This is a genomic window from Bacillus sp. ISL-55, assembly GCF_018613155.1.
Lineage (GTDB): Bacteria > Bacillota > Bacilli > Bacillales > Cytobacillaceae > Mesobacillus.
Window position 1 is genome coordinate 1 of sequence record NZ_JAGGQU010000014.1, and the last position, 20,050, is coordinate 20,050.

Sequence of the window (20,050 nt, forward strand, 5' to 3'; positions counted from 1 at the left end):
ATCCATCATTCCACCGACCTGTGGCATCATCGGCATCTGACCCTGCATCATTCCTCCGACCTGAGGCATTTGATGCGGCATCTGGCCCTGCATCATTCCGCCCACCTGTGGCATCTGGTTATTCATCATCCCGCCAACTTGCGGCATCTGAGGCATTGGCATTTCAGAAGATTCATCATCCATCATACCTCCGACCTGAGGCATTTGCTGATTATCCATCATACCTCCGACTTGTGGCATTTGGTTATCCATCATTCCGCCAACCTGCGGCTGCATTGGCATCTGATCCATCGCACCAGCTACCTGAGGCATGTATGGCATCTGCTGCGGATATCCCTGCTCATACGGCGGGCAGTAGCCTGGTCCAGGCATGACCGGCGAAATCGGCATACCGTGGAAGACTGGACCTGTCATTTGCGGAGCTGCATGATGAGGCATATTTTCCATAGCCGGGCTCAACGGCATTTGCATATTCGCAAAAGATGAAGATTCCATATCTTCTGCCGGCATTGCCATGTTAGGCATCATTCCTGGATATTGTGAAACTCCCTGTACTTGTGGATAAGGCATTTGCTGGGTTCCTGGATAGCCATAAGCAGGGCCTGACATGGAAGGCGCCCCTGGATAACAGTTATAAGGGTAAGGGATCATTGGCTGCTGGTAACCTCCTTGAATGAACGGCATCATGGATGGCGATTCATCCATAAAATTATTCTTTTCAATTTTTATCTCGGGCTTAATTTCATGCTTCACATTTGGTTTCATCTCAGTTTTCGGCAGCTGAGGTTTTACCTCTTGCTTAACTTGTGGTTTGACCTGTTGCTTGACTGGAGCCTTTGCCTCTGGCTTCACTTCAGGCTTTACCTCTGGTTTTACTTCCGGGAAGATATTGTCTGGTTTAGGCGGCAACTTCGGCTGTGGTTTTGGCTGTGGTTTTGGCTGTGGTTTTGGCTGCGGTTTTGGCTGCGGCTGCGGCGGCATCTGCATATTAGCCATATTCATCATATAGTAATTGTTGATGTCAATCTCAGGCTTGATTTGTACCGGCATCTTCGGTTTATATGGTTTAACTGGCTCTTCCTTTGGAACAGGTTTAGGCATTTCCACCTTCGGCTGTTCCTTAACTGGAGCCTCTTTTGGAACTTCTTTCTTCACTTCTGGCATTGGCATTGGTTTCTCTTTGGCAATCGGCATTTCCTTTTTGCCACCCATATTGATTTTTGCTTGAGGCGTTCCACCTGCGATTGGAGCTTCTTTCTTTACTGTTCCTCCAGCGGTTGGAACTTTTATTTTCATACCGGGCATAATCATATCAGGGTTGCTGAGCTGCGCGTTCATCTTTTTCAGCTCTTCAAAGTTCACGCCGTACTTCTTGGCGATCTTCCAAAGAGTATCCCCTTTCTGTACGATATGGATTTTCACTCTGATTCCCTCCTATGGCATAAGTCCATATATTCTATGTTGGTGTGGGCAAATTGCTAACAATCTTCAGAAAAACTTATGCTTCTATGTAAATAAATATGTTTTTCAGCATAAGATTAAGCTTTTCCCATAAAAAAAATCCTCCCCGGCCCGGGAAGGATTCCATTTTATGATTGTTCAAGCATGCGGTTTAGGGCCAGCTTCGCATTAAATGCTGTTTCTTCATCCACTTTTATAAGATTAATTTCCTGCCCCTGGACAACCGAATCGAGACTCCAGGCAAGATGCTGCAAATCGATTCTATTCATTGTCAGGCACGGGCACATATGCGGGTTCAAAGAAATGATCTGCTTATCAGGGTGTTGAGAAATCAGGCGGTTCACCAGATTCATTTCTGTTCCGACCGCCCATGATGAGCCTGCAGGGGAAGCTTCTATTGCTTCAATAATGTAATTCGTCGATCCTGCCATGTCAGCTAGTGCCACAACCTCGTGGCGGCATTCTGGATGGACAATGACTTTCATATCAGGATATGTTGACCTGACATCCGCGATATTCTCCACTGTAAAATTCTCATGAACAGAGCAATGTCCCTTCCAGAGGATGACCTTTACTTTTTCGAGCGGGCCATCGTACTCGAGAATATTTTCAATCGGATTATAAACGGCCATTTCGTCCAGGCCGATTCCAATGTTAAAAGCTGTATTCCTCCCTAAATGCTGATCTGGAAGGAAAAGCAGGCGTTCTTTTTTTGAAAATGCCCAGCGCACCATCTTCTCGGCGTTAGAGGAAGTCACAGTCGCACCCCCATTGGCTCCGACAAAGGATTTAATCGCTGCTGTCGAATTCACGTACGTCAACGGCAAAATGGTGTCGCCAAACAACACCTGAAGGAACTCCCACGCTCTTTCGGTCTGGTATATATCAGCCATATCCGCCATGGAGCAGCCAGCCCTCATATCCGGCAAATGGACCTTCTGGCTTTCAGTTGTTAAAATATCTGCCGTCTCAGCCATGAAATGGACGCCGCAGAACACGATATGCTCCGCTTTCCTGTTATCTGCAGAAAGCTGCGCGAGCTTCAAAGAATCACCTGTCGCATCGGCAAATTGGATGACTTCATCTTTTTGATAGTGATGCCCCGGGATAAAGAGCTTCTCGCCCATCTTCTCCTTAATGCTTTTGATCATGTCTTCAAGTTCCTGGACAGACATGTTTTTGTACTTTTCAGGAAGCATCCTGGACTTAGCTTCGAGCGTCTCCAATATATTCATATTGTAAATCCCCTTTCTTATCTGCCATCACTTTTGCGCTGATATCCAAAGATTTTACGGAATGGGTAAGAAACCCAAGCGAAATATAGTCCACACCACAATCACTGTAGCTATGGAGGTTATCTAGTGTGATGCCTCCAGATGCCTCTGTTAAAATTCCTGCAGGCACATTATTAATCCAATCCTTGATCTGGTCAGGGTGCCTGTTGTCGAACATGATGCAGTCAACCTTTGAAGCAATTGCTTCCAGAAGCTGGTCCTTCGTTTCAATCTCAACCTCGACCTTCACCATATGCCCAAGATTTGACCTTACTGCTTCAACGGCATTGCTGATTGAGCCCGCGAATGAGATGTGGTTATCCTTGATCATCACAGCGTCATACAACCCATAACGATGGTTGAAGCCGCCGCCGCAACGGACTGCATATTTCTCAAGCATCCTGAGACCCGGGGTAGTTTTACGCGTATCACAGATTCTCGTTTTCGCGCTGTCTAATACTTTGACAGCCTCATTCGTTTTCGTCGCAATCCCGCTCATCCGCTGAACAAGGTTAAGGACGACTCTTTCTGCTTTTAGCAAACCGGAAACCCTGCCGTGGATCAAGGCAAGTTCCTGGCCCTTCACAACTTTCTCTCCATCTTTCACTTTCAGGGTAATCTGACTGCTCTCATCAAGCAGCCGGAAGCCTGTATGGATGATTTGCTCGCCACAGAAAATCCCTTCATCCTTAGCGATCAAAACGAGGTTTCCTCTATTTTTATTTCCGAAAATCAGTTCACTGGTGACATCTCGTTCACCAATATCTTCAATAAAAAATTGTTCAAGTAGCAAGCGCAGTTTGATTGAATTCATGCTTACCATCCTTTACGTGTTTTCGTTGATGGATGATTTGTTTCTTCATCCAATTGGCGTTATCTTCATGGGGAAAATCTTTCCGATAGTGCCCTCCCCTGCTCTCTGTTCTTTCCAAAGCTGACTGGGTGATTAAAGAGGCGGTGATATACATGAACAGCCTATTTAACTCAGATGGCTGCAAATGGTCCAGGCTAGACTTCAGCCATTGGTCCAGGTTGAACTGATCAAGCCATTCATTCTGTAAAGTCAGCAACTCCTTAGTACGGACAATTCCTGTCCGGTCCATCATTGTTTGTTTTAGTGAGTCGATGTCAGGAAGATCGCCTCCGGATACATTTTGATTCATGTTGACTTCTCTTTTGGCAGCTTGGTAATGAATTTCCGTAATTCTTCCTGCTTCTCTGCTGGCAGCTTGATGGCTGTTGATCCAATCAGCAAGATTGCCGCCAACAAACATACCTTCCAATAAGGAATTGCTGGCCAGTCTATTTGCTCCGTGGATTCCTGTACATGCCGCTTCACCAATCGCATACAGTCCGGGAATACTGGTTCGGCCCTGCAAATCGGTCTTTATCCCGCCCATGATAAAATGGCTGCCAGGCACAACAGGAATTAAGCCTTTACGAATATCTATCCCACGCTCAGAACAAAGCTTGCTGATCGTTGGGAAGCGGCTGCTGAAATCAGGGAGGTTTGTGATATCTAAATAAATTTGAATTCCTCTTCGCGAGTAGTCATAAATAGTTTGGGAGACAATATGCCGCGGTGCCAGATCCTTCAAAGGATGAACACCCTCCATGATCCGCTTGCCTTCAACAGTCACCAATACGGCCCCTTCACCCCTAACCGCTTCAGATATTAGGCCTCTCGTCTTTCCATTTACATAAAGAAGTGTGGGGTGAAACTGGACAAATTCCATATCGGCCAGCTCAGCACCTGCCATGTAAGCCAGTGCCATTCCATCACCGGTTGCTGTTTCAGCATTGGAAGTGAAGGCAAAGACTTGCCCACAGCCCCCCGTAGCAAGGACTACATGTGGAGCAAGATATACCTCATTCGTTCCATCAGGGAGTTTCGCTTTCACACCTATACAACGAGTTGCATCGCTTTCTATCAATAGCTCATACACAAATGCGGACTGTTCAATTGAAATATTGCCATCCAGGTTCGAGAGCAAAAAGTCGACCATATGCTTACCAGTCGCATCGCCTCCGCTATGGACAATCCTCTTTTCACTATGAGCTCCTTCCATCCCCAGCATCAATTTTCCATCTGCATCTTCATCAAAACGGCAGCCTGATTTCCATAATCCTTTAATCAACTCCGGTGCTTTTTTGGTGATTTCAAGTACAGCCTCAGAGTTATTATGGTGAGCTCCTGCTTCCATTGTGTCGAGATAATGAAAGTAAGGGTCATCGCCTGGTGCAACCGCCGCTGCAACCCCGCCTTGCGCAAGATAAGAATTTCCTGCTGTCAGTTCCTTTTTTGTGAGAATAATCACATTTAAACTCTTTGCTAATTGATTGGCCAATTGAAGTGCAGCAATCCCGCTGCCAACAATGATTACATCTGATTGTTTCATATAATGATAGCCTCCTGGATTAACAGGTGTCTTGACATATATATTTACACACATTTACACTATTGACAAGAACTTTTATTTTGCCAGAGGAGAAAGCAAGCACTGCACAGAGTGTATGCTTGTGACCGTGATAGGAGTGAGAGACAGTTTTCGGGCACAAGTTGTCTCTTCTTGTGACCGTGATTCGATAGAAAGGCAGATTTAGGGCACAAGTTGCCTCTTCTTGTGACCGTAATCCGATAGAAAGGCAGATTTGGGGCACAAGTTGCCTCTTCTTGTGACCGTAATCCGATAGAAAGACAGATTTCGGGCACAAGTTGCTTCATCTTGTGACCGTGAATTGATAGAAACGCAGATTTGGGGCACAAGTTTTCTCTTCTTGTGACCGTGAATTGATAGAAAGGAAGATTTGGGGCACAAGTTTTCTCTTCTTGTGACCGTGAATCGATAGAAAGGCAGTTTTCGGGCACAAGTTGCCTCTTCTTGTGACCGTGAATCGATAGAAAGACAGTTTTCGGGCACAAGTTGAAACTTCTTGTGATTGTAAGCCAAGAACAATTCAAATCTTCGAGTACAAGCAAGATATAAAAGTTGAACAGGAGCGAACCTATGAAATATTTCGATTACGCGGCGACATGCCCGCTTGACCGGGAAGCGGCAGATATTTATATCCAGGCATCCACAAAGTACTTTGGGAATAGTCAAAGTCTCCATGAAGCTGGCAGTGCTTCTGCTAATCTTTTGGAGAGCTGCAGACAGGAATTTTCGCGCTTGCTTGGTGTTGATCAGGCGGGGATTTATTTTACAGGCGGAGGATCTGAAGCGAATTATCTTGGGATTATGGCGCTCCTCTCTGCCAAAAGAAAACAAGGCAATCATATTATTACTGGGGGTGCTGAACATTCCTCCGTCTATAATTTGATGAAAAAGCTTGAAGGAGAAGGATGGGATATCACATACCTCCCATTGAACGCAAATGGCAAAATTGAGCTTGCGAATTTCATCGAAGCTGTCCGACCTGAAACTGTGCTCGTTTCGATTCAGCATGGCAACCCAGAAGTCGGAACAATCCAGCCAATCATCAAAATGGCTGATTATTGCCGCTCTAAAGATATACTGATTCACACGGACTGCGTGCAGACCTTCGGAAAAATTCCAGTTGCCCCGCTGGCCAGCTGTGTAGATGCCCTTTCGATTTCAGGGCATAAGTTTTACGGACCTAAAGGAACTGGAGCGGCATATGTAAATCCCAAGCTTGCCTGGAAACCTTATATTGATGGAACTGTACATGAAAAAGGATTCAGGCCTGGCACGGTCAATGTCCCGGGAATCGCAGCGATGACCGCAGCAGCGCAAAAAGCACATTCTCTCATGGATACAGAAACGAAAAGAGTTAATAAACTGAGAGAGGCTCTTATCGATTCCCTTTCAGAAGTCAGGGAGTCAATCGGGATTTTTGGAACAGAGGGGGATGAACAGCTTCCAGGTATTTTGGGAATGGCGATAAAAGGACTCGAGGGACAATATGTCCTGCTTGAATGCAATCGCAATGGATTTGCGATTTCAACCGGCACAGCTTGTCATACCGGCATGCTTTCACCTGCGAAGACCATGTCTGCAATGGGTATTAACGGCAAACCAGCAAAGGAATTTTTCAGAATTTCTTTCGGGAGGGAAACGCAGCAGGAAGATGCTGTCAATCTAGGGAAAATGCTTGCAGCAATCATCAAACAGGTCCCGGTCGTTTAACTTCAAGCTGATTTTATGGTAAAATTCTCGAATGAAGAAGTCGAAGGAGAGATCGGAATATGAAGGAACCCACGAAAATTCTCGGAGATGAACGGCGGGCCTACATCCTGAAACGTCTGCAGGAAAGCAGTGAGCCTATAACCGGAGGCGAGCTTTCGGCGATAACGAATGTAAGCCGACAGGTCATTGTTGGCGATATTACCTTGCTTAAAGCCAAAAACGAACCAATCATTGCTACCAGCCAGGGATATCTATATATGCATGCATCACGTCCTTCAGCAGCGGAAAGAACCATTGCCGTCTCCCATGGCCCTGAAAGGACAGAAGAAGAACTCCTGCTTCTTGTCGATCACGGAGTAACCGTAAAAGACGTAAAGATTGAGCATCCTGTGTATGGGGATTTAACAGCTTCCATCATGGTGTCCAATCGAAACGAAGTAAAACAATTCATGGAAAAAATCAGAGCCACCAAAGCTTCCTATTTATCAGAGTTAACGGACGGAATCCACTTGCACACAATTTCTGCTCCGACGGAAAAAGCGCTGGATGCAGCAGAAGAAACGCTAAGAAAAGAAAAATTACTTATTGATTTAGAATAGAAATCAAAAAAAATCCATCACATATGATGGATTTTTTTATATCTTATAGCTCGAATAGCTTCCAAGCATTTTAACAGTGCAGCCTAATGCCTCCAGTTCAGCAATGGATCCTGGAATCAAAACATCATCCATTTTCAAATTAATATCGATAATGAAAAAGTATTTTCCCAACCCTGTTTTCATTGGGCGCGATTCAATTTTGGACAGATTGAGCTTCCGCCATGAGAAAGCAGATAAAACCTGGTGCAGTGCTCCTGCCCGATCCGAAGGCAGTGTAATCATCAAACTTGTCTTGGTCTCTTCGGTTGGAGCCATGTAAATGTCATGCCCTTCCTTCGCCAGCACAGCAAATACGGTATGGTTATAGCTGTAATCATGGACATTTTGCTCAGCCAGAGCTAAACCGTACTCCTCAGCTGCAAGGCTATTAGCGATTGCGGCGATGTTCCGGTCAGGATGGCTCTGTACATACCTAGCCGCTGCTGCTGTGGATGACATATGTTCAAGAGGAATTCCCTTGTATTCTTTATGTAAAAATTTATGGCACTGTGCTAGTGCATGTGGATGGCTGCAAATCAATTCAGCTTCCTTCCACTGTTCGATATGATTCCGATGAACCAGCAGATGCTGCCTGATTGGCACCACCGCTTCCCCTACAATCTGGAGGTCTGTTTCATGGACTAAATAATCGATTGTGACATTTACTGAACCCTCGATGGAGTTTTCCAGCGGTACGATGGCTGCATCGATTTCTCCTGCTGAAGCAGCATCCATGCATTCTGGTATACTCACAAACGGAATTCTCTTAGCCTCTTTAAACAATTGCCGGGCAGCATAGTCTGTAAATGTTGCTTCCGGTCCAAGATAACCAATATTCAAGCTCATCTCCCCCTGCTACAAAACACTCTGTTTTAAGCACCAGATCCAAGTACTTCAACTTTTTCTACGAATTCCAGTCTTTTCAGCCTTGCGAGCATCTCATCCATTTCGACTCTCATTTCGGTGACATTCAAGCTTAGCGTTACATTCGCCCTGCTTTGCAGAGGAATGGTCTGATGGATGGTCAGAACATTGCAGCCAGTAGCAGCAACCGTACTCAGCAGCTCAGAAAGCGTACCAGACCGATCTTCAAGCTGGAAAAACAGCGTAATGATCCTTTCCTTCACGATTGTATGGAAAGGAAAGACCGTATCACGGTACTTATAAAATGCACTCCGGCTCAAGTCAACCCTTTGCACTGCATCCCAGACCGACTCTGCTTTACCACGTTCGATCAATTCCTTTGCCTCGAGCGTTTTCTTCATCGCCTCAGGCAGGACATCCTCACGAACAAGGTAAAACTTACTATCTTGATTTTGCTTCATCTCCACCACCCCATCCGAATGCCAGCCTTTTTTTATTTTTACTTTTAAAAAGAACCATTTCGTAAAACAACCATTTTTAAAGATGAAAGCCGATTAACCTGTGCTGGCTAATCGACCTTCTAAAATCATTTAAGCCTATTCCACGAATTCAAATTCATATTCAAGCAGCTTGACTGTATCTCCATCCTTCGCGCCTCTTTCACGTAGAGCATCATCAATACCCATGCCGCGCATCTGGCGGGCGAACCTTTGGACAGATTCATCCCTTGAGAAGTCAGTCATCTTGAACAGCCTTTCAATACTGTCACCCGAAATGACAAATGTTCCATCCGATTCGCGGGTAATCTGGAATTCCTGTTCTGCTTTTTCATGCTTGTACATCACGCGGTTTTCATCTTTTTCTAATTCCTCTTCTTCAATGAGAGGGAACTCCGGAGTCTTTTCAATCAGGTCAGCTACAGCGAACAATAATTCACGCAGACCTTCTCTAGTAACAGCTGAGATAGGGAAAACAGGGTGTTCGTCCCCGAGCTTTTCCTTGAACATTTTCAGATTTTCTTCCGCCTCTGGCATGTCCATTTTATTGGCTACAATTACTTGCGGCCTCTCCGTCAGCCTCAAGTTATATTCTTTCAATTCATTGTTGATTGTTAAATAATCCTCATAAGGATCGCGGCCTTCTGTGGCGGCCATGTCGATTACATGGATGATGACGCGTGTACGTTCGATATGGCGCAGGAATTGATGCCCAAGTCCTACACCTGAATGCGCACCTTCGATAAGACCTGGCAAGTCCGCAAGAACAAAGCTTCTGCCATCTTCTGTTTCAACCATACCGAGATTAGGAGCAATCGTCGTGAAGTGGTATTCCGCAATTTTCGGTCTGGCTGCTGAAACAACAGACAACAACGTAGATTTTCCTACGCTTGGGAAGCCTACCAGCCCTACATCCGCAAGAAGTTTCAATTCCATGATGATTTCTTTTTCTTGTCCTGGTTCACCTTTTTCAGAAAGCTCTGGTGCCGGGTTCGCCGGTGTTGCGAATCGTGAGTTGCCGCGTCCGCCGCGTCCGCCCTTCGCGATGACAGCCTTCTGGCCATGCTCTACCAGGTCAGCAATGATCGCGCCAGTCTCGGCATCGGAAACAATTGTCCCTGGTGGAACCTTTACGATCATATCCTTCGAATTTTTGCCATGCTGGTTTTTAGACATTCCGTGCTCGCCGCGCGGTGCCTTGAAGTGGCGCTGGTATCTGAAATCCATCAGCGTGCGCAGTCCCTCTTCCACCTGGAAGACTACATTTGCACCGTTACCGCCGTCGCCGCCAGCCGGACCACCCTTCGGAACATACTTTTCACGTCGGAACGCGACCATTCCATCGCCGCCGTCCCCGCCTTTTACATAAATCTTAACCTGATCGACAAACATTATGTCATTACCACCTGTCTGAAATTTGTTATCGCTTCTATGTTTCCCTAGAGTGTTTCCAAGAAAACTTCTATCGTCCATTCCCCATCGACCACGCCATCCGACATTACTTTCATATTGTAACCCGGCTGCTCGTCTAGGAAACTTTTCAAGCGATTTTTATCATTTATTATTCCGCTAAAATCAAAAAAGAACCCGATTCCTTTCTCCTGCGGTTCAATTGTAACGGAGAGATGATTTTCCTGATATGGTTCAATCGAAGAATTCAATGCATCAAAAAGCTGCTCTGTCCAGCGAGTCAACAACTGGTCATCTAATCTGTGGAAGTTTTGGGAGTCCATTACTTCATATTCCAATTGGAAATGATGATTCTCCCAATTGCAGGTTAACAATGTAGAGGCAAACTGAGGAAGATGTAAGTTAGATAGCTTTGCATCCTGCCTGGCTTCCATGATAATTTCTTCAATGATCTCTTTAGCCCGGTCCACTTTATTCAGCGATAAATTCCCTTTAATTAGTTGAAGCTGATTCATCCAATCATGGCGTGCATGGCGCAAAACCTCGATTGTATCCCACTCTTTTTTCATACACACATACTCCTACTCATAAGACTACTTGGTGTAAGTATAACAAAAAAGCCATTCTGCGTAAGCTAATTATGTATTTAAGTTAGTTGGATTTTTTTATCATGTCCATGAGACTAAAGCCATAAAATACAAGAAAACCCTAACCGCAGTGGTTAGGGCTTCTCTTTGGCTTACGCTTCTTGAGCTGCAGGATAAACACTTACTTGCTTGCGGTCACGGCCAAGACGTTCGAATTTAACGACGCCGTCAACCTTAGCGAATAGAGTGTCATCTCCACCTTTACCCACGTTTACACCTGGGTAGATTTTTGTTCCGCGCTGACGATAAAGGATAGAACCACCAGTTACGAATTGACCGTCTGCACGCTTAGCGCCAAGACGCTTAGAGATTGAGTCACGTCCGTTCTTAGTAGAACCTACACCCTTCTTAGAAGCGAAGAATTGAAGATCTAATCTTAACATTTTGTTCCACCTCCTACTGTTTGAAGGTTAATTTTATGTGCTTTCCGTACTCTTTTTCCATCGATTGCAATGTAATGACCATGCTTTCTAAGAGCAACTGGATTTTCTCCTGTGTATCCTCAGGCAAATTGTCCGGGATCTCACAGCGGAGAAAACCATCTGCGCCTTGTTCAATGTCCGGTGTGACACCTGTCAATCCAATGATGGAATTGACTGTCCCGATTGAGATGGTCGAAACACCTGCACAGACAATGTCGCTGCCATGGGCAGCGAATCCAGCGTGGCCGCTGATCGTAAACGATTGGATGCTTCCGGATTTTGTACGATTAATCGTTGCACGAATCATGGTAATCCGCCTTAATTAAGCGTTGATCTTTTCGATAACAACTTTAGTGTAAGGCTGACGATGACCTTGCTTCTTACGATTGTTCTTTTTCGCTTTGTACTTGAAAACGATGATTTTCTTTTGACGGCCATTCTTTTCAACTTTAGCTGTTACAGTTGCGCCTTCAACTACTGGGCTACCAACTTTAACGTTATCGCCACCTACAAAAAGAACCTTGTCAAAAGTTACAGTTTCGCCTTCAGCCGCGTTTAGCTTTTCAATGTAGATTGCTTGTCCTTCTTCTACCTTTACTTGCTTGCCGCCAGTTTCGATAATTGCGTACATTCCATTGCACCTCCTCATTAGACTCAGACTCGCCAACCGCAGGCGTTTGCGTATTTGCAAAGCTTAGATACCTGAAGTGTGCGGTTGTAGCACGGGTGCTACAAACAATAACATTAAAATACTACCATATGTTTAACGAAAGTGTCAACATAATAATCGATGTTCTTTTAATGGCCAGCTTTGGTTCAACTCAATTCTGTCGAAGCACCAACCTTAAGAATTTCATAAAAAGGTTTCCCCGCGTCTGACACTGAGAATTGTATCTTAAAGCCTAACGCTTTTTCAAGCCTCAATTTATGGATATCAGCCTCACCGGAAAAAGTGATTATGACCTCCTTCGTCGCGGTTACATGAATTTCTTCATAATCGGAGTTTTTGTACTCCCACAGAGCACGCTCGAGTCTGTATGCGACGGATTCCGCGCTCAGCACCTCTCCTGTACCTCCGCATGTCCAGCATTTCTGAGTCAGAGTCTCGGCCAGCGACTGCTTCGTCTTCTTTCTTGTCAACTGAAGGATGCCAAGCTCGGTAAAGCCGATGATCCGTGTCCTGCGCTCATCCTGGTGCAGTTCTTTTTGTATCGTTTCCAGCACATTGTTCCGTTCACTATCAGTCTTCATATCAATAAAGTCGATCAGTATGATGCCGGCAAGATCCCTGAGTCTGATCTGCCTTGCCGCTTCAACTGCCGCATTCATGTTCGTTTTCATGACAGTGTCACGCAAGTTAGTTTTACCGGAAAACTTGCCTGTGTTCACATCAATCATCGTAAGTGCCTCTCCCTGGTCAATGACCATATAAGCTCCTTTTTCCAGCCAAACGATCCTTTTAAGCAGCCGCTCGATTTCCGTTTCGATTTTATAAAAGGAAAAAATTTGATCTTTCCCATTATAAAACTCTATCTCTATACCTTCTGTGATATGATGCTGCATTCTTTTCTTAAAATCGAGGCAATCCGTAATCACTTCTCCCTTTGTAAAAGAAGAAAGTGCTGCCACAGCCTGCTCAAAAAAATAATCGCGGCTGTGAACAATTCCAGGCTTCTTCATTCCCGACATGGTCTTTTTCAATTGAGTGTATTGAAGGCGCTGCTGCTCAAGCTCACGCATGATTGCTTCCTCGGTCTGGCTCAGACTTTCGGTTCTGAAAATGAGACCTTCCTCGGGCGTTTTGACCTCGCTGGCGAATTCTCTCCACTTATTTCTGACCTCTGGTGATTCTGCCTTTTTAGAAACAGCTATGTATTTTCCCTGGGGCATATAGACAAGATTCTCACCCTGTAATTCAATGACTCCCGTCAGCCTCGCTCCTTTTGTACCAGCGGCATCCTTTTCAACCTGGACCAGCAGCTTTTCTCCTTGATGGACATACGAAGAGATCGAGCGATTTGCTTTATTTTCGTCGTCAGACTGGACATAGGATGCCAGCTTATCTTTTTGGAGAAAACCGCTTAATTCTTCGCCGAAATTGATGAACGCTGCGTTCATCCCTGGAATCACTTTTTCAACGGTGCCAAGATAAATATTCCCGACCAGTGATTGTTGGCCAGGCTGTTCAATATATATTTTTTCGACTTCGCCATTTTTGACCAAAGCGAAGCGTTTCTCTCTTGAATTTGCATTGATAATTAACTGGTTCATTATTTCTCCTTAACCTCTAGAAATGCGCAAGCGCCTTGATCAGCCCCGACAAGCGCTGGAGGGCCGACCAGTGAAGTCGCTCTTTGACTTCATTGGGCGGACCGAAGCGACCTCGAGGGGCTAGGCGCTGGAGCTAGACACTAATCTTAGTGCAAAAAGATTAATACTTATAAAGTAATAAAAAAAAATGCAGCGCAAAGAGTGTCTGCGCTGCTTTTATTATCCTATTTTAGAAAGTGTAAAGCAAATCACCAATTTTCGCAGATAATAACTTCTCACTGAAAAAAGCATGGAGCAATTCATTCTCATCCATGACCATTTCCTTGCCGTTCTTCTGCTTGACGATGATTGGATGCTTACAGCCACGCTGGAACTTTTCAAGGACCTGGCCAACCATTTCATTCTCTGCTGCATTGATTGGCTTGAGTTCCCGCAAATCGACCTGTTTCCCATAATGCCTTTCCATCAAAAAACGCATGAAGATAAACCGCCGCTGCCTCCATTCATAGTAAAGCGAAAACGCCAGGAAACCAATGATGACCCAGACATTCAATGTCAACGGGGCGATGATGATAAGGACCGCCGAAAATATCATCAATGTTCCGGCTGAAACATATAGCGTCCTCAGGTGAGCTTCCTGAAAGGACTTTTTCATTGATAACAAAATGAACACCAGCTTGCCTCCATCCAAAGGCCAGATCGGGATAAGGTTGAACAGAAGAATCATTGTATTATATTGAATGAACAGCAGATGCCATTTTTCCGGAAAAATCCCTGTAACAAACAGGATATAGGACAGTGCCATCAACCAAACATGCTGCAGGGGGCCTGCCAGAACAACAATCAGCTCTTCTTTTAACGGCCTGTTCCCGTGCTCATCCATTTCAGCTACCCCGCCAAAAGGGAGCAGGGCGATTTTCTTGATTCTCCACGAAAAAAAAGAAGCTGCAGCACCATGTCCCATTTCATGAACAAAAATAATCAGCAGCACCATCATCAGCTCTATAAAATGCGCGGTCGCAACAGCAAGGGCGATGATCACCCACAACAAAGGATGGATGTGTATTTTTCGCAATAACGCAATGGCTTTATTCAAACTTGATCACCTGGACGGGATCTACGAAGTCATCCCCTTTTTTAATGGCGAAATAAAATGAACCTTTGATTCCATCCGTACTATCCATTGCCGTACCTACCTTCGCTCCTTTAGAGATATACTCATAGAGGCTCACATCGATATTATCGAGATTTCCGTACCATGTTTCACTCTTGTCCGCATGCTGGACAATGACCGTTTTACCGAACCCCTCTTTCATGCCGACAAAGTGGACAAGCCCTTCATCCATGGCTTCCACGCCAGCACCTTTGCCAGTTTCAATCTGAATTCTCTGGCCATTGTCGCCAAAATCTTCAAGGATCTTTCCGGAAGCAGGGAGTGCATACTGGTTGTCTGGAGTTAAATCCTGTTTGTTTTCTTCATCACCACTTTTTTTGGCAGGAAGCAAGGCCAGCGGTTTGCCAAATTGGTCTTCATACCAGTCTGAAACGGCAGCAAACTGGAATTCCTGATCCATCGTGTGCTTCACATATTGCTGGATTGTTTCTGCTTTTTCAGATGGACTCCGAAAAATAATGGCAACAATCAAAACAAGGCAAGCGGAAGCAAGTACCTTGAAGAGAAACACTTCCTTTTTGAATAGAGGGTGTCCGCCTTCACCTGGACCCGTGTCATAAGATGGAATCCTGTCAAAACCATGCCGTTCTTCCTCCGTCGAGAAAAAGCGGTTATGGCTCATCTTCTCCATTCTTTCCCGCTCTCTTTTCCTTTTCATCATCCTTCTGCGTATATCGTCAGCTCTCGAGTTCATCCAATCCCCACCATTCCCCATGTACTCTAAGTTAGTACAAGTCTATGACCTGTCCAACAATAGTATGACAATTTCACTTATAAGAAACTGAGGATTAAATAGAAAAGGCATCTGTCCTCGTATAAACGAGAAGCAGATGCCTTGTAATTAGCGGACTCCGAAGAACTTCTTAATCTTTGAAAATACGCCTTGATGATCGTTGTCTAATTGCTGCAATGGAACCGACTCGCCGAGAATCCTCCTTGCGATGTTCCTGTATGCGATTGATGCTTTGCTATTTGGATTCAGTGCGATTGGCTCACCGTGGTTTGATGCTTTGATGACTTCATCATCATCGGCGACAATCCCGATTAAATCTATCGAAAGATGTGTCGTGATTTCATCCACATCAAGCATGTCGCCATTTTTCATCATATGGGTACGGATCCGGTTGATGACAAGTTTTGGTGATTCAACATTTTCTTCCTTTTCTAGCAGGCCGATAATCCTGTCAGCATCCCTGACCGCGGATACTTCTGGTGTCGTCACGACAATCGCCTTGTCAGCACCGGCAACGGCATTTTTATAGCCTTGCTCAATCCCAGCCGGGCAATCGATGACGATATAATCATAATCCTGCTTCAGTTCGTTCACCAATTTTCTCATTTGTTCAGGCTGAACCGCAGTTTTATCGCTCGTCTGGGCAGCTGGGAGCAAATAAAGGTGGTCATCGAAGCGCTTATCTTTTACTAGTGCCTGATGAATCTTGCATCTTCCTTCGATTACATCAACAAGATCATATATAATGCGGTTTTCAAGCCCCATGACAACGTCTAAATTGCGCAAGCCGATATCTGTATCGACAAGGCAGACTCTTTTGCCTTGAAGTGCCAAAGCTGTACCAATATTAGCAGAAGTTGTCGTTTTGCCAACCCCGCCTTTTCCGGATGTAACTACTATCGCTTCTCCCACTTTAGAGGCCTCCTTCAAATCTAGTTAAACTAGGTCTTTTCTTCATTAAAACTTGCAATCTATCAACAACAATCTGTTGACTTTCAGATATGTAAGCACACTCCATCACTCGGCCTTCGTCCTCAGGGACATGGTCTGGAGCCCGGTTGATGCAATCACTGATCCTGAGCTGCGAGGGCTTCATGACAGAGGCAGCAATGACCGCTTCGTTATACCCTTCCGTACCAGCATGTGCAACCCCTTTCAAGGAACCCATGATAAAAATATTCCCTGTTGCCTTTACCGTTCCTCCAGGGTTGACATCTCCAATAAGCAGCAAATCCCCTGTTATCTCAAGAACCTGGCCTGAACGGATGACTTTGGCAACAGGTACGATTTCTGTTTCCTGACGAAGCCTCTCAGCTTCCTGCCTGGTGATTACATTCGTCTCAAGATCCTCAACGATTAAGTTTCTCTTCTGACGGATCAGGTCTTTCAGCTCTTCCTCTTGAGCCTTCGTAAGGTACCTATTTCCTACCTTCACCTTAACCGAAAGCAGCTGCTGCTCCTCCTGAACACGAGTTGAATTCGAAAGCTTCCGATCGAGTTCCTTCTTCAATTCATCATAGGAGCAAGTATCGTCCAAATGGAGCGTAAGTCCATCTTTTGTTCCTTTTATTGTCACATTTTGTGTTTTCTTCATACTGGATGTTCACCTCATACGAAAAGCACAAGCGCCTTGGTCAGCCCCGACCAGCTTTGGATGGCCAACCTGTGAAGTCGTTCTTTGACTTCCTTGGCTGGACCGAAACGTCTCGAGCTGCTCAAAGCTAACGCTTATCACAAGATACTCGAGGAAGCATTATCGGGGATGAAAACTGGCTAGGCGCTGGAGCTAGACACTAATCTAAGTGTAAAAGTTTAAACTTTCTATATCAGAACAAAAAGCGCAAGACAATTGTCTGTTTTAAGTAATTTCTCATACTCTGAAAGAAATTCGACAAGTGTCCGCAGAATTCCTTTATTTGAGTAGCCTTCATCAATATTTTCTCTTCATTGCTCTTCGATAGATTTTTCGAGATGCCTCCCAAAATACAACCGGATCATCAGTCTTTGATTCTGTCTGCAGCATTCTCGAACTGTTTCTTAAATGGATAGGCAGCCAAGATGATAAAAGCAAGATTTAATATCAAAGTCGGGACTAGTCTTATTTTAACATAGGTCGAAAAGTCCAGATCAGTAATTTTTATCAACAGCATCAACTCGTAGACTCCTGCCTCCAGAAGCGCGATGCCAAGAAGCGATAGGATTGAAACGATCAATATATTGGTCTGTAGGATCCTCATCATGTTTGCGATCAAATAGGCGATGAACGGGAACATAAATAGATAGATCCCGATGATTTCTGTGTAGATAACATCAAAAAGCAGTCCAAAGATAACGCCATAAAGAATTCCATGTTTCGGGCTCAGGTATGCCGTCAAAAATAAAATTCCTGCCATGAGGAAATGCGGAACAAGAATCCGGTCACTGTTGAATAATTCTGCAGGCAGAAGTTCGACAAACAAACTTTCCAGGATGAATAACAAAGCGAAGAGTGCCGGGAGCAGGAAACGGATCAATTGCCTTCCTCCTCACCTTCACTATCTTCCAAGCTTTCTTCAAGGTCTACTGAGACCATTGATTTCTTGACAACCATGACATGTTCCAAATCATAAAGATTTGCTTCCGGCTTAATATATGCCGTTTGATTCAGGCCAAATTGATCCGGGACAACCTTGACAACTTTCCCGATTGGAAGGTCTTTCGGAAAGATTCCACCCATGCCAGTGGTAACGACATTCTGCCCTTTTTCAATTTCCGCATCATACGGAAGCCCTTTTAACAAAAGAAGTTCTTTCTTCTTGTCATACCCTTCAATTGTGCCGTAAAGCGGCTTTTCTGCCTGGAGAATCGCAGAAATCCTGTTGGTCGGGTCAATGGAACTGATCAGCTGCACGGTTGCCGAAAATGGTGTGGTGCTCTTTACCTTGCCAATCAATCCTTTTGCAGTGATAACAGCCATGTTTTTTTCAACACCGTTAGAAGCACCTTTATTGATGATGATCAGTTCATTCCAGCGTTCAGGACTTCTTGCAATCCTGACTGCCTGAATTGGTTCATAGTCTGCAAGTGATTCTTTCTTATCTAAAATTTCCTGAAGCTCCTCGTTTTCTTTTTCAAGGGAGTATACTTTCGCTTCAAGGCGGGCCATATCATCAACGCGTTTCTTCAACTCTTTGTTTTCCTGATATGTATTTTGCAAGTCTTGAAGGTTTTCGATTAAACCGGCAATATAATTCGCAGGTCTTGAGACAACGGATTGAACCCAGCTTGTAGAGTCTTTGACAAACTGCTCGGGCCATGTCAATTCTTCTCTTTCCCTTAAAGAAAATCCAATCAATGCCACGAGGACTATAATGCTCACAAGCAGCATTATCAGGCGTTTATTAAAGAAGAACTGTGGCATGATTTACACCTCTAATCTAAAAAAATGGATTACAGAAGAGGAGGGAAGTGGATTTCCCGCTTCCCTTCTTCTTATTACCTTGATTCTTTTGCTTTACTTTTAAATAAATCGATATGATCCAATGCCTTACCTGTACCAATTGCAACGCAGTCAAGCGGGTCTTCGGCAATCAAGACCGGCATCTTTGTTTCTTCACTGATGACCTTGTCCAAATTACGCAGCAATGCGCCTCCGCCAGTAAGGACAATTCCACGGTCCATGATATCTGAAGCAAGTTCTGGCGGTGTTTTTTCAAGCGTAAGTTTAACAGCATCAACAATGGCGTATACTGTGTCACGCAGTGCTTTAGCAATTTCTTCTGCCGTAATTTCAATCGTCTTAGGCAATCCTGTCAGCAAGTCACGGCCGCGGATTTCCATATTTTCAATCCCATCGGCGTCTCCTGCTGAACCAACTTCCATTTTAATCGCTTCAGCTGTTCTCTCACCGATCATCAGGTTGTAAGTTTTACGGATATAATTGATAATTGCAGCATCCATCTCATCACCAGCAATTCGGACAGATTGAGATGTCACGATTCCGCCAAGCGAAATGATCGCGACTTCTGTCGTACCGCCACCAATGTCGACAACCATGCTGCCAGTTGGCTCCCACACAGGAAGGTTTGCTCCGATTGCTGCTGCAAACGGTTCCTCAATCGTAAAGGCATCTCTTGCGCCTGCCTGGCGAGTTGCGTCAATAACCGCACGTTCCTCTACAGCTGTTATTCCAGAAGGAACACATACCATTACATACGGCTTGCCGGCAAACCAGCCTTTGTTCTTCGTTGCCTGTTTAATATAGTATTTCATCATTGACGCTGTTGTCTCGTAATCAGCAATGACTCCATCCTTCATCGGCCTTAATGCGACGACATTACCTGGTGTACGGCCGATCATATTTTTCGCATCATTACCGACAGCAACGATATTTTTTGTATCCGTCTGAAGCGCCACAACGGACGGCTCTCTTAAAACAATTCCTTTTCCTTTTACATAAACAAGTGTATTAGCAGTACCAAGGTCGATTCCGAGGTCTCTTGTTCCAATCCCAAACATGTTTGTATCTCCCT

The 20,050-nt window shown here is 44.8% G+C and carries 21 protein-coding genes and 1 other annotated feature; of the genes, 2 read left to right on the forward strand and 19 right to left on the reverse strand.

Translation table 11 applies throughout. The features are described from left to right. From safA to nadB, 4 genes are all read right to left on the reverse strand, one after another. A partial coding sequence (safA, locus tag J7E32_RS08360; RefSeq protein WP_214906342.1) for a SafA/ExsA family spore coat assembly protein occupies positions 1-1,422 on the reverse strand: 1,422 nt, incomplete at its 3' end. 167 nt (positions 1,423-1,589) lie between these two features. Beyond that, a complete protein-coding gene (gene nadA / locus J7E32_RS08365; protein WP_214906345.1) occupies positions 1,590-2,696 on the reverse strand; it encodes a quinolinate synthase NadA in 1,107 nt (368 codons plus the stop codon). Further along, positions 2,668-3,549, reverse strand: coding sequence for a carboxylating nicotinate-nucleotide diphosphorylase (nadC, locus tag J7E32_RS08370; RefSeq protein ID WP_214906347.1), 882 nt, complete (start codon positions 3,547-3,549; stop codon positions 2,668-2,670). Before nadC ends, nadA begins: the two co-directional genes overlap by 29 nt. Then, complete coding sequence (gene nadB / locus J7E32_RS08375) at positions 3,518-5,134, reverse strand: L-aspartate oxidase (protein WP_214906350.1); 1,617 nt, start codon at positions 5,132-5,134, stop codon at positions 3,518-3,520. Before nadB ends, nadC begins: the two co-directional genes overlap by 32 nt. Positions 5,135-5,743: 609 nt before the next feature. Between nadB and J7E32_RS08380 the strand changes: the two genes are divergently transcribed. Both J7E32_RS08380 and J7E32_RS08385 read left to right on the forward strand, forming a co-directional pair. Next, complete coding sequence (locus tag J7E32_RS08380; protein ID WP_214906353.1) at positions 5,744-6,883, forward strand: IscS subfamily cysteine desulfurase; 1,140 nt, start codon at positions 5,744-5,746, stop codon at positions 6,881-6,883. A gap of 59 nt (positions 6,884-6,942) precedes the next feature. Continuing rightward, positions 6,943-7,482, forward strand: a complete 540-nt coding sequence (locus tag J7E32_RS08385; protein ID WP_214906356.1) for a transcription repressor NadR — start codon at positions 6,943-6,945, stop codon at positions 7,480-7,482. Positions 7,483-7,518: 36 nt separating this feature from the next. Here the strand turns inward: J7E32_RS08385 and pheA are convergent, their stop codons facing one another. From pheA to J7E32_RS08460, 15 genes are all read right to left on the reverse strand, one after another. Further along, the gene (pheA, locus tag J7E32_RS08390; protein WP_214906359.1) at positions 7,519-8,361 is read right to left on the reverse strand and encodes a prephenate dehydratase; all 843 of its coding nucleotides are present in this window, start codon (positions 8,359-8,361) and stop codon (positions 7,519-7,521) included. Between the two features lie 32 nt (positions 8,362-8,393). Further along, the gene (locus tag J7E32_RS08395) at positions 8,394-8,846 is read right to left on the reverse strand and encodes an ACT domain-containing protein (RefSeq protein ID WP_214906362.1); all 453 of its coding nucleotides are present in this window, start codon (positions 8,844-8,846) and stop codon (positions 8,394-8,396) included. A 135-nt stretch (positions 8,847-8,981) separates the two neighbouring features. Further along, positions 8,982-10,274: a GTPase ObgE gene (obgE, locus tag J7E32_RS08400; RefSeq protein ID WP_214906365.1), complete on the reverse strand. Its 1,293-nt coding sequence runs from the start codon at positions 10,272-10,274 to the stop codon at positions 8,982-8,984. A gap of 47 nt (positions 10,275-10,321) precedes the next feature. Further along, positions 10,322-10,861: a sporulation initiation phosphotransferase B gene (locus J7E32_RS08405; RefSeq protein WP_214906368.1), complete on the reverse strand. Its 540-nt coding sequence runs from the start codon at positions 10,859-10,861 to the stop codon at positions 10,322-10,324. A 170-nt stretch (positions 10,862-11,031) separates the two neighbouring features. After that, a complete protein-coding gene (gene rpmA / locus J7E32_RS08410; protein ID WP_023627149.1) occupies positions 11,032-11,322 on the reverse strand; it encodes a 50S ribosomal protein L27 in 291 nt (96 codons plus the stop codon). Between the two features lie 13 nt (positions 11,323-11,335). After that, positions 11,336-11,668 (reverse strand): ribosomal-processing cysteine protease Prp, encoded by a 333-nt coding sequence (locus tag J7E32_RS08415; RefSeq protein WP_214906371.1) that lies wholly within the window; start codon positions 11,666-11,668, stop codon positions 11,336-11,338. 15 nt (positions 11,669-11,683) lie between these two features. Then, the gene (gene rplU, locus J7E32_RS08420; protein WP_023627147.1) at positions 11,684-11,992 is read right to left on the reverse strand and encodes a 50S ribosomal protein L21; all 309 of its coding nucleotides are present in this window, start codon (positions 11,990-11,992) and stop codon (positions 11,684-11,686) included. A gap of 15 nt (positions 11,993-12,007) precedes the next feature. Then, positions 12,008-12,088, reverse strand: a sequence feature (ribosomal protein L21 leader region). Positions 12,089-12,177: 89 nt separating this feature from the next. Further along, positions 12,178-13,632, reverse strand: a complete 1,455-nt coding sequence (locus J7E32_RS08425) for an Rne/Rng family ribonuclease (protein ID WP_214906374.1) — start codon at positions 13,630-13,632, stop codon at positions 12,178-12,180. 229 nt (positions 13,633-13,861) lie between these two features. Beyond that, the gene (locus J7E32_RS08430; protein WP_214906377.1) at positions 13,862-14,728 is read right to left on the reverse strand and encodes a M50 family metallopeptidase; all 867 of its coding nucleotides are present in this window, start codon (positions 14,726-14,728) and stop codon (positions 13,862-13,864) included. Further along, positions 14,721-15,500 carry a M23 family metallopeptidase gene (locus J7E32_RS08435; protein ID WP_214906380.1) on the reverse strand — a complete coding sequence of 260 codons (780 nt, stop codon included), beginning with the start codon at positions 15,498-15,500 and terminating at the stop codon, positions 14,721-14,723. The genes J7E32_RS08430 and J7E32_RS08435 overlap by 8 nt, the downstream gene beginning before the upstream one ends. Positions 15,501-15,647: 147 nt before the next feature. Next, entirely contained in the window at positions 15,648-16,451 is an 804-nt protein-coding gene (gene minD / locus J7E32_RS08440; RefSeq protein ID WP_214906383.1) for a septum site-determining protein MinD, read from the reverse strand. A gap of 1 nt (position 16,452) precedes the next feature. After that, positions 16,453-17,133, reverse strand: a complete 681-nt coding sequence (minC, locus tag J7E32_RS08445) for a septum site-determining protein MinC (RefSeq protein WP_214906385.1) — start codon at positions 17,131-17,133, stop codon at positions 16,453-16,455. 403 nt (positions 17,134-17,536) lie between these two features. Then, positions 17,537-18,052 carry a rod shape-determining protein MreD gene (gene mreD / locus J7E32_RS08450; protein WP_214906388.1) on the reverse strand — a complete coding sequence of 172 codons (516 nt, stop codon included), beginning with the start codon at positions 18,050-18,052 and terminating at the stop codon, positions 17,537-17,539. Then, the gene (mreC, locus tag J7E32_RS08455; protein WP_041964020.1) at positions 18,049-18,939 is read right to left on the reverse strand and encodes a rod shape-determining protein MreC; all 891 of its coding nucleotides are present in this window, start codon (positions 18,937-18,939) and stop codon (positions 18,049-18,051) included. The genes mreD and mreC overlap by 4 nt, the downstream gene beginning before the upstream one ends. 74 nt (positions 18,940-19,013) lie before the next feature. Then, positions 19,014-20,036: a rod shape-determining protein gene (locus J7E32_RS08460; protein ID WP_214906391.1), complete on the reverse strand. Its 1,023-nt coding sequence runs from the start codon at positions 20,034-20,036 to the stop codon at positions 19,014-19,016. Positions 20,037-20,050: the final 14 nt, after the last annotated feature.

What these genes read in the sequence shown, in the direction of transcription:
- nadA (WP_214906345.1), bottom strand. Translation starts at nt 2,696, where the DNA reads ATGAATATATTGGAGACGCTCGAAGCTAAGTCCAGGATGCTTCCTGAA.
- nadC (WP_214906347.1), bottom strand. Translation starts at nt 3,549, where the DNA reads ATGAATTCAATCAAACTGCGCTTGCTACTTGAACAATTTTTTATTGAA.
- nadB (WP_214906350.1), bottom strand. Translation starts at nt 5,134, where the DNA reads ATGAAACAATCAGATGTAATCATTGTTGGCAGCGGGATTGCTGCACTT.
- J7E32_RS08380 (WP_214906353.1), top strand. Translation starts at nt 5,744, where the DNA reads ATGAAATATTTCGATTACGCGGCGACATGCCCGCTTGACCGGGAAGCG.
- J7E32_RS08385 (WP_214906356.1), top strand. Translation starts at nt 6,943, where the DNA reads ATGAAGGAACCCACGAAAATTCTCGGAGATGAACGGCGGGCCTACATC.
- J7E32_RS08395 (WP_214906362.1), bottom strand. Translation starts at nt 8,846, where the DNA reads ATGAAGCAAAATCAAGATAGTAAGTTTTACCTTGTTCGTGAGGATGTC.
- obgE (WP_214906365.1), bottom strand. Translation starts at nt 10,274, where the DNA reads ATGTTTGTCGATCAGGTTAAGATTTATGTAAAAGGCGGGGACGGCGGC.
- J7E32_RS08405 (WP_214906368.1), bottom strand. Translation starts at nt 10,861, where the DNA reads ATGAAAAAAGAGTGGGATACAATCGAGGTTTTGCGCCATGCACGCCAT.
- rpmA (WP_023627149.1), bottom strand. Translation starts at nt 11,322, where the DNA reads ATGTTAAGATTAGATCTTCAATTCTTCGCTTCTAAGAAGGGTGTAGGT.
- J7E32_RS08415 (WP_214906371.1), bottom strand. Translation starts at nt 11,668, where the DNA reads ATGATTCGTGCAACGATTAATCGTACAAAATCCGGAAGCATCCAATCG.
- rplU (WP_023627147.1), bottom strand. Translation starts at nt 11,992, where the DNA reads ATGTACGCAATTATCGAAACTGGCGGCAAGCAAGTAAAGGTAGAAGAA.
- J7E32_RS08425 (WP_214906374.1), bottom strand. Translation starts at nt 13,632, where the DNA reads ATGAACCAGTTAATTATCAATGCAAATTCAAGAGAGAAACGCTTCGCT.
- J7E32_RS08435 (WP_214906380.1), bottom strand. Translation starts at nt 15,500, where the DNA reads ATGAACTCGAGAGCTGACGATATACGCAGAAGGATGATGAAAAGGAAA.
- minC (WP_214906385.1), bottom strand. Translation starts at nt 17,133, where the DNA reads ATGAAGAAAACACAAAATGTGACAATAAAAGGAACAAAAGATGGACTT.
- mreC (WP_041964020.1), bottom strand. Translation starts at nt 18,939, where the DNA reads ATGCCACAGTTCTTCTTTAATAAACGCCTGATAATGCTGCTTGTGAGC.
- J7E32_RS08460 (WP_214906391.1), bottom strand. Translation starts at nt 20,036, where the DNA reads ATGTTTGGGATTGGAACAAGAGACCTCGGAATCGACCTTGGTACTGCT.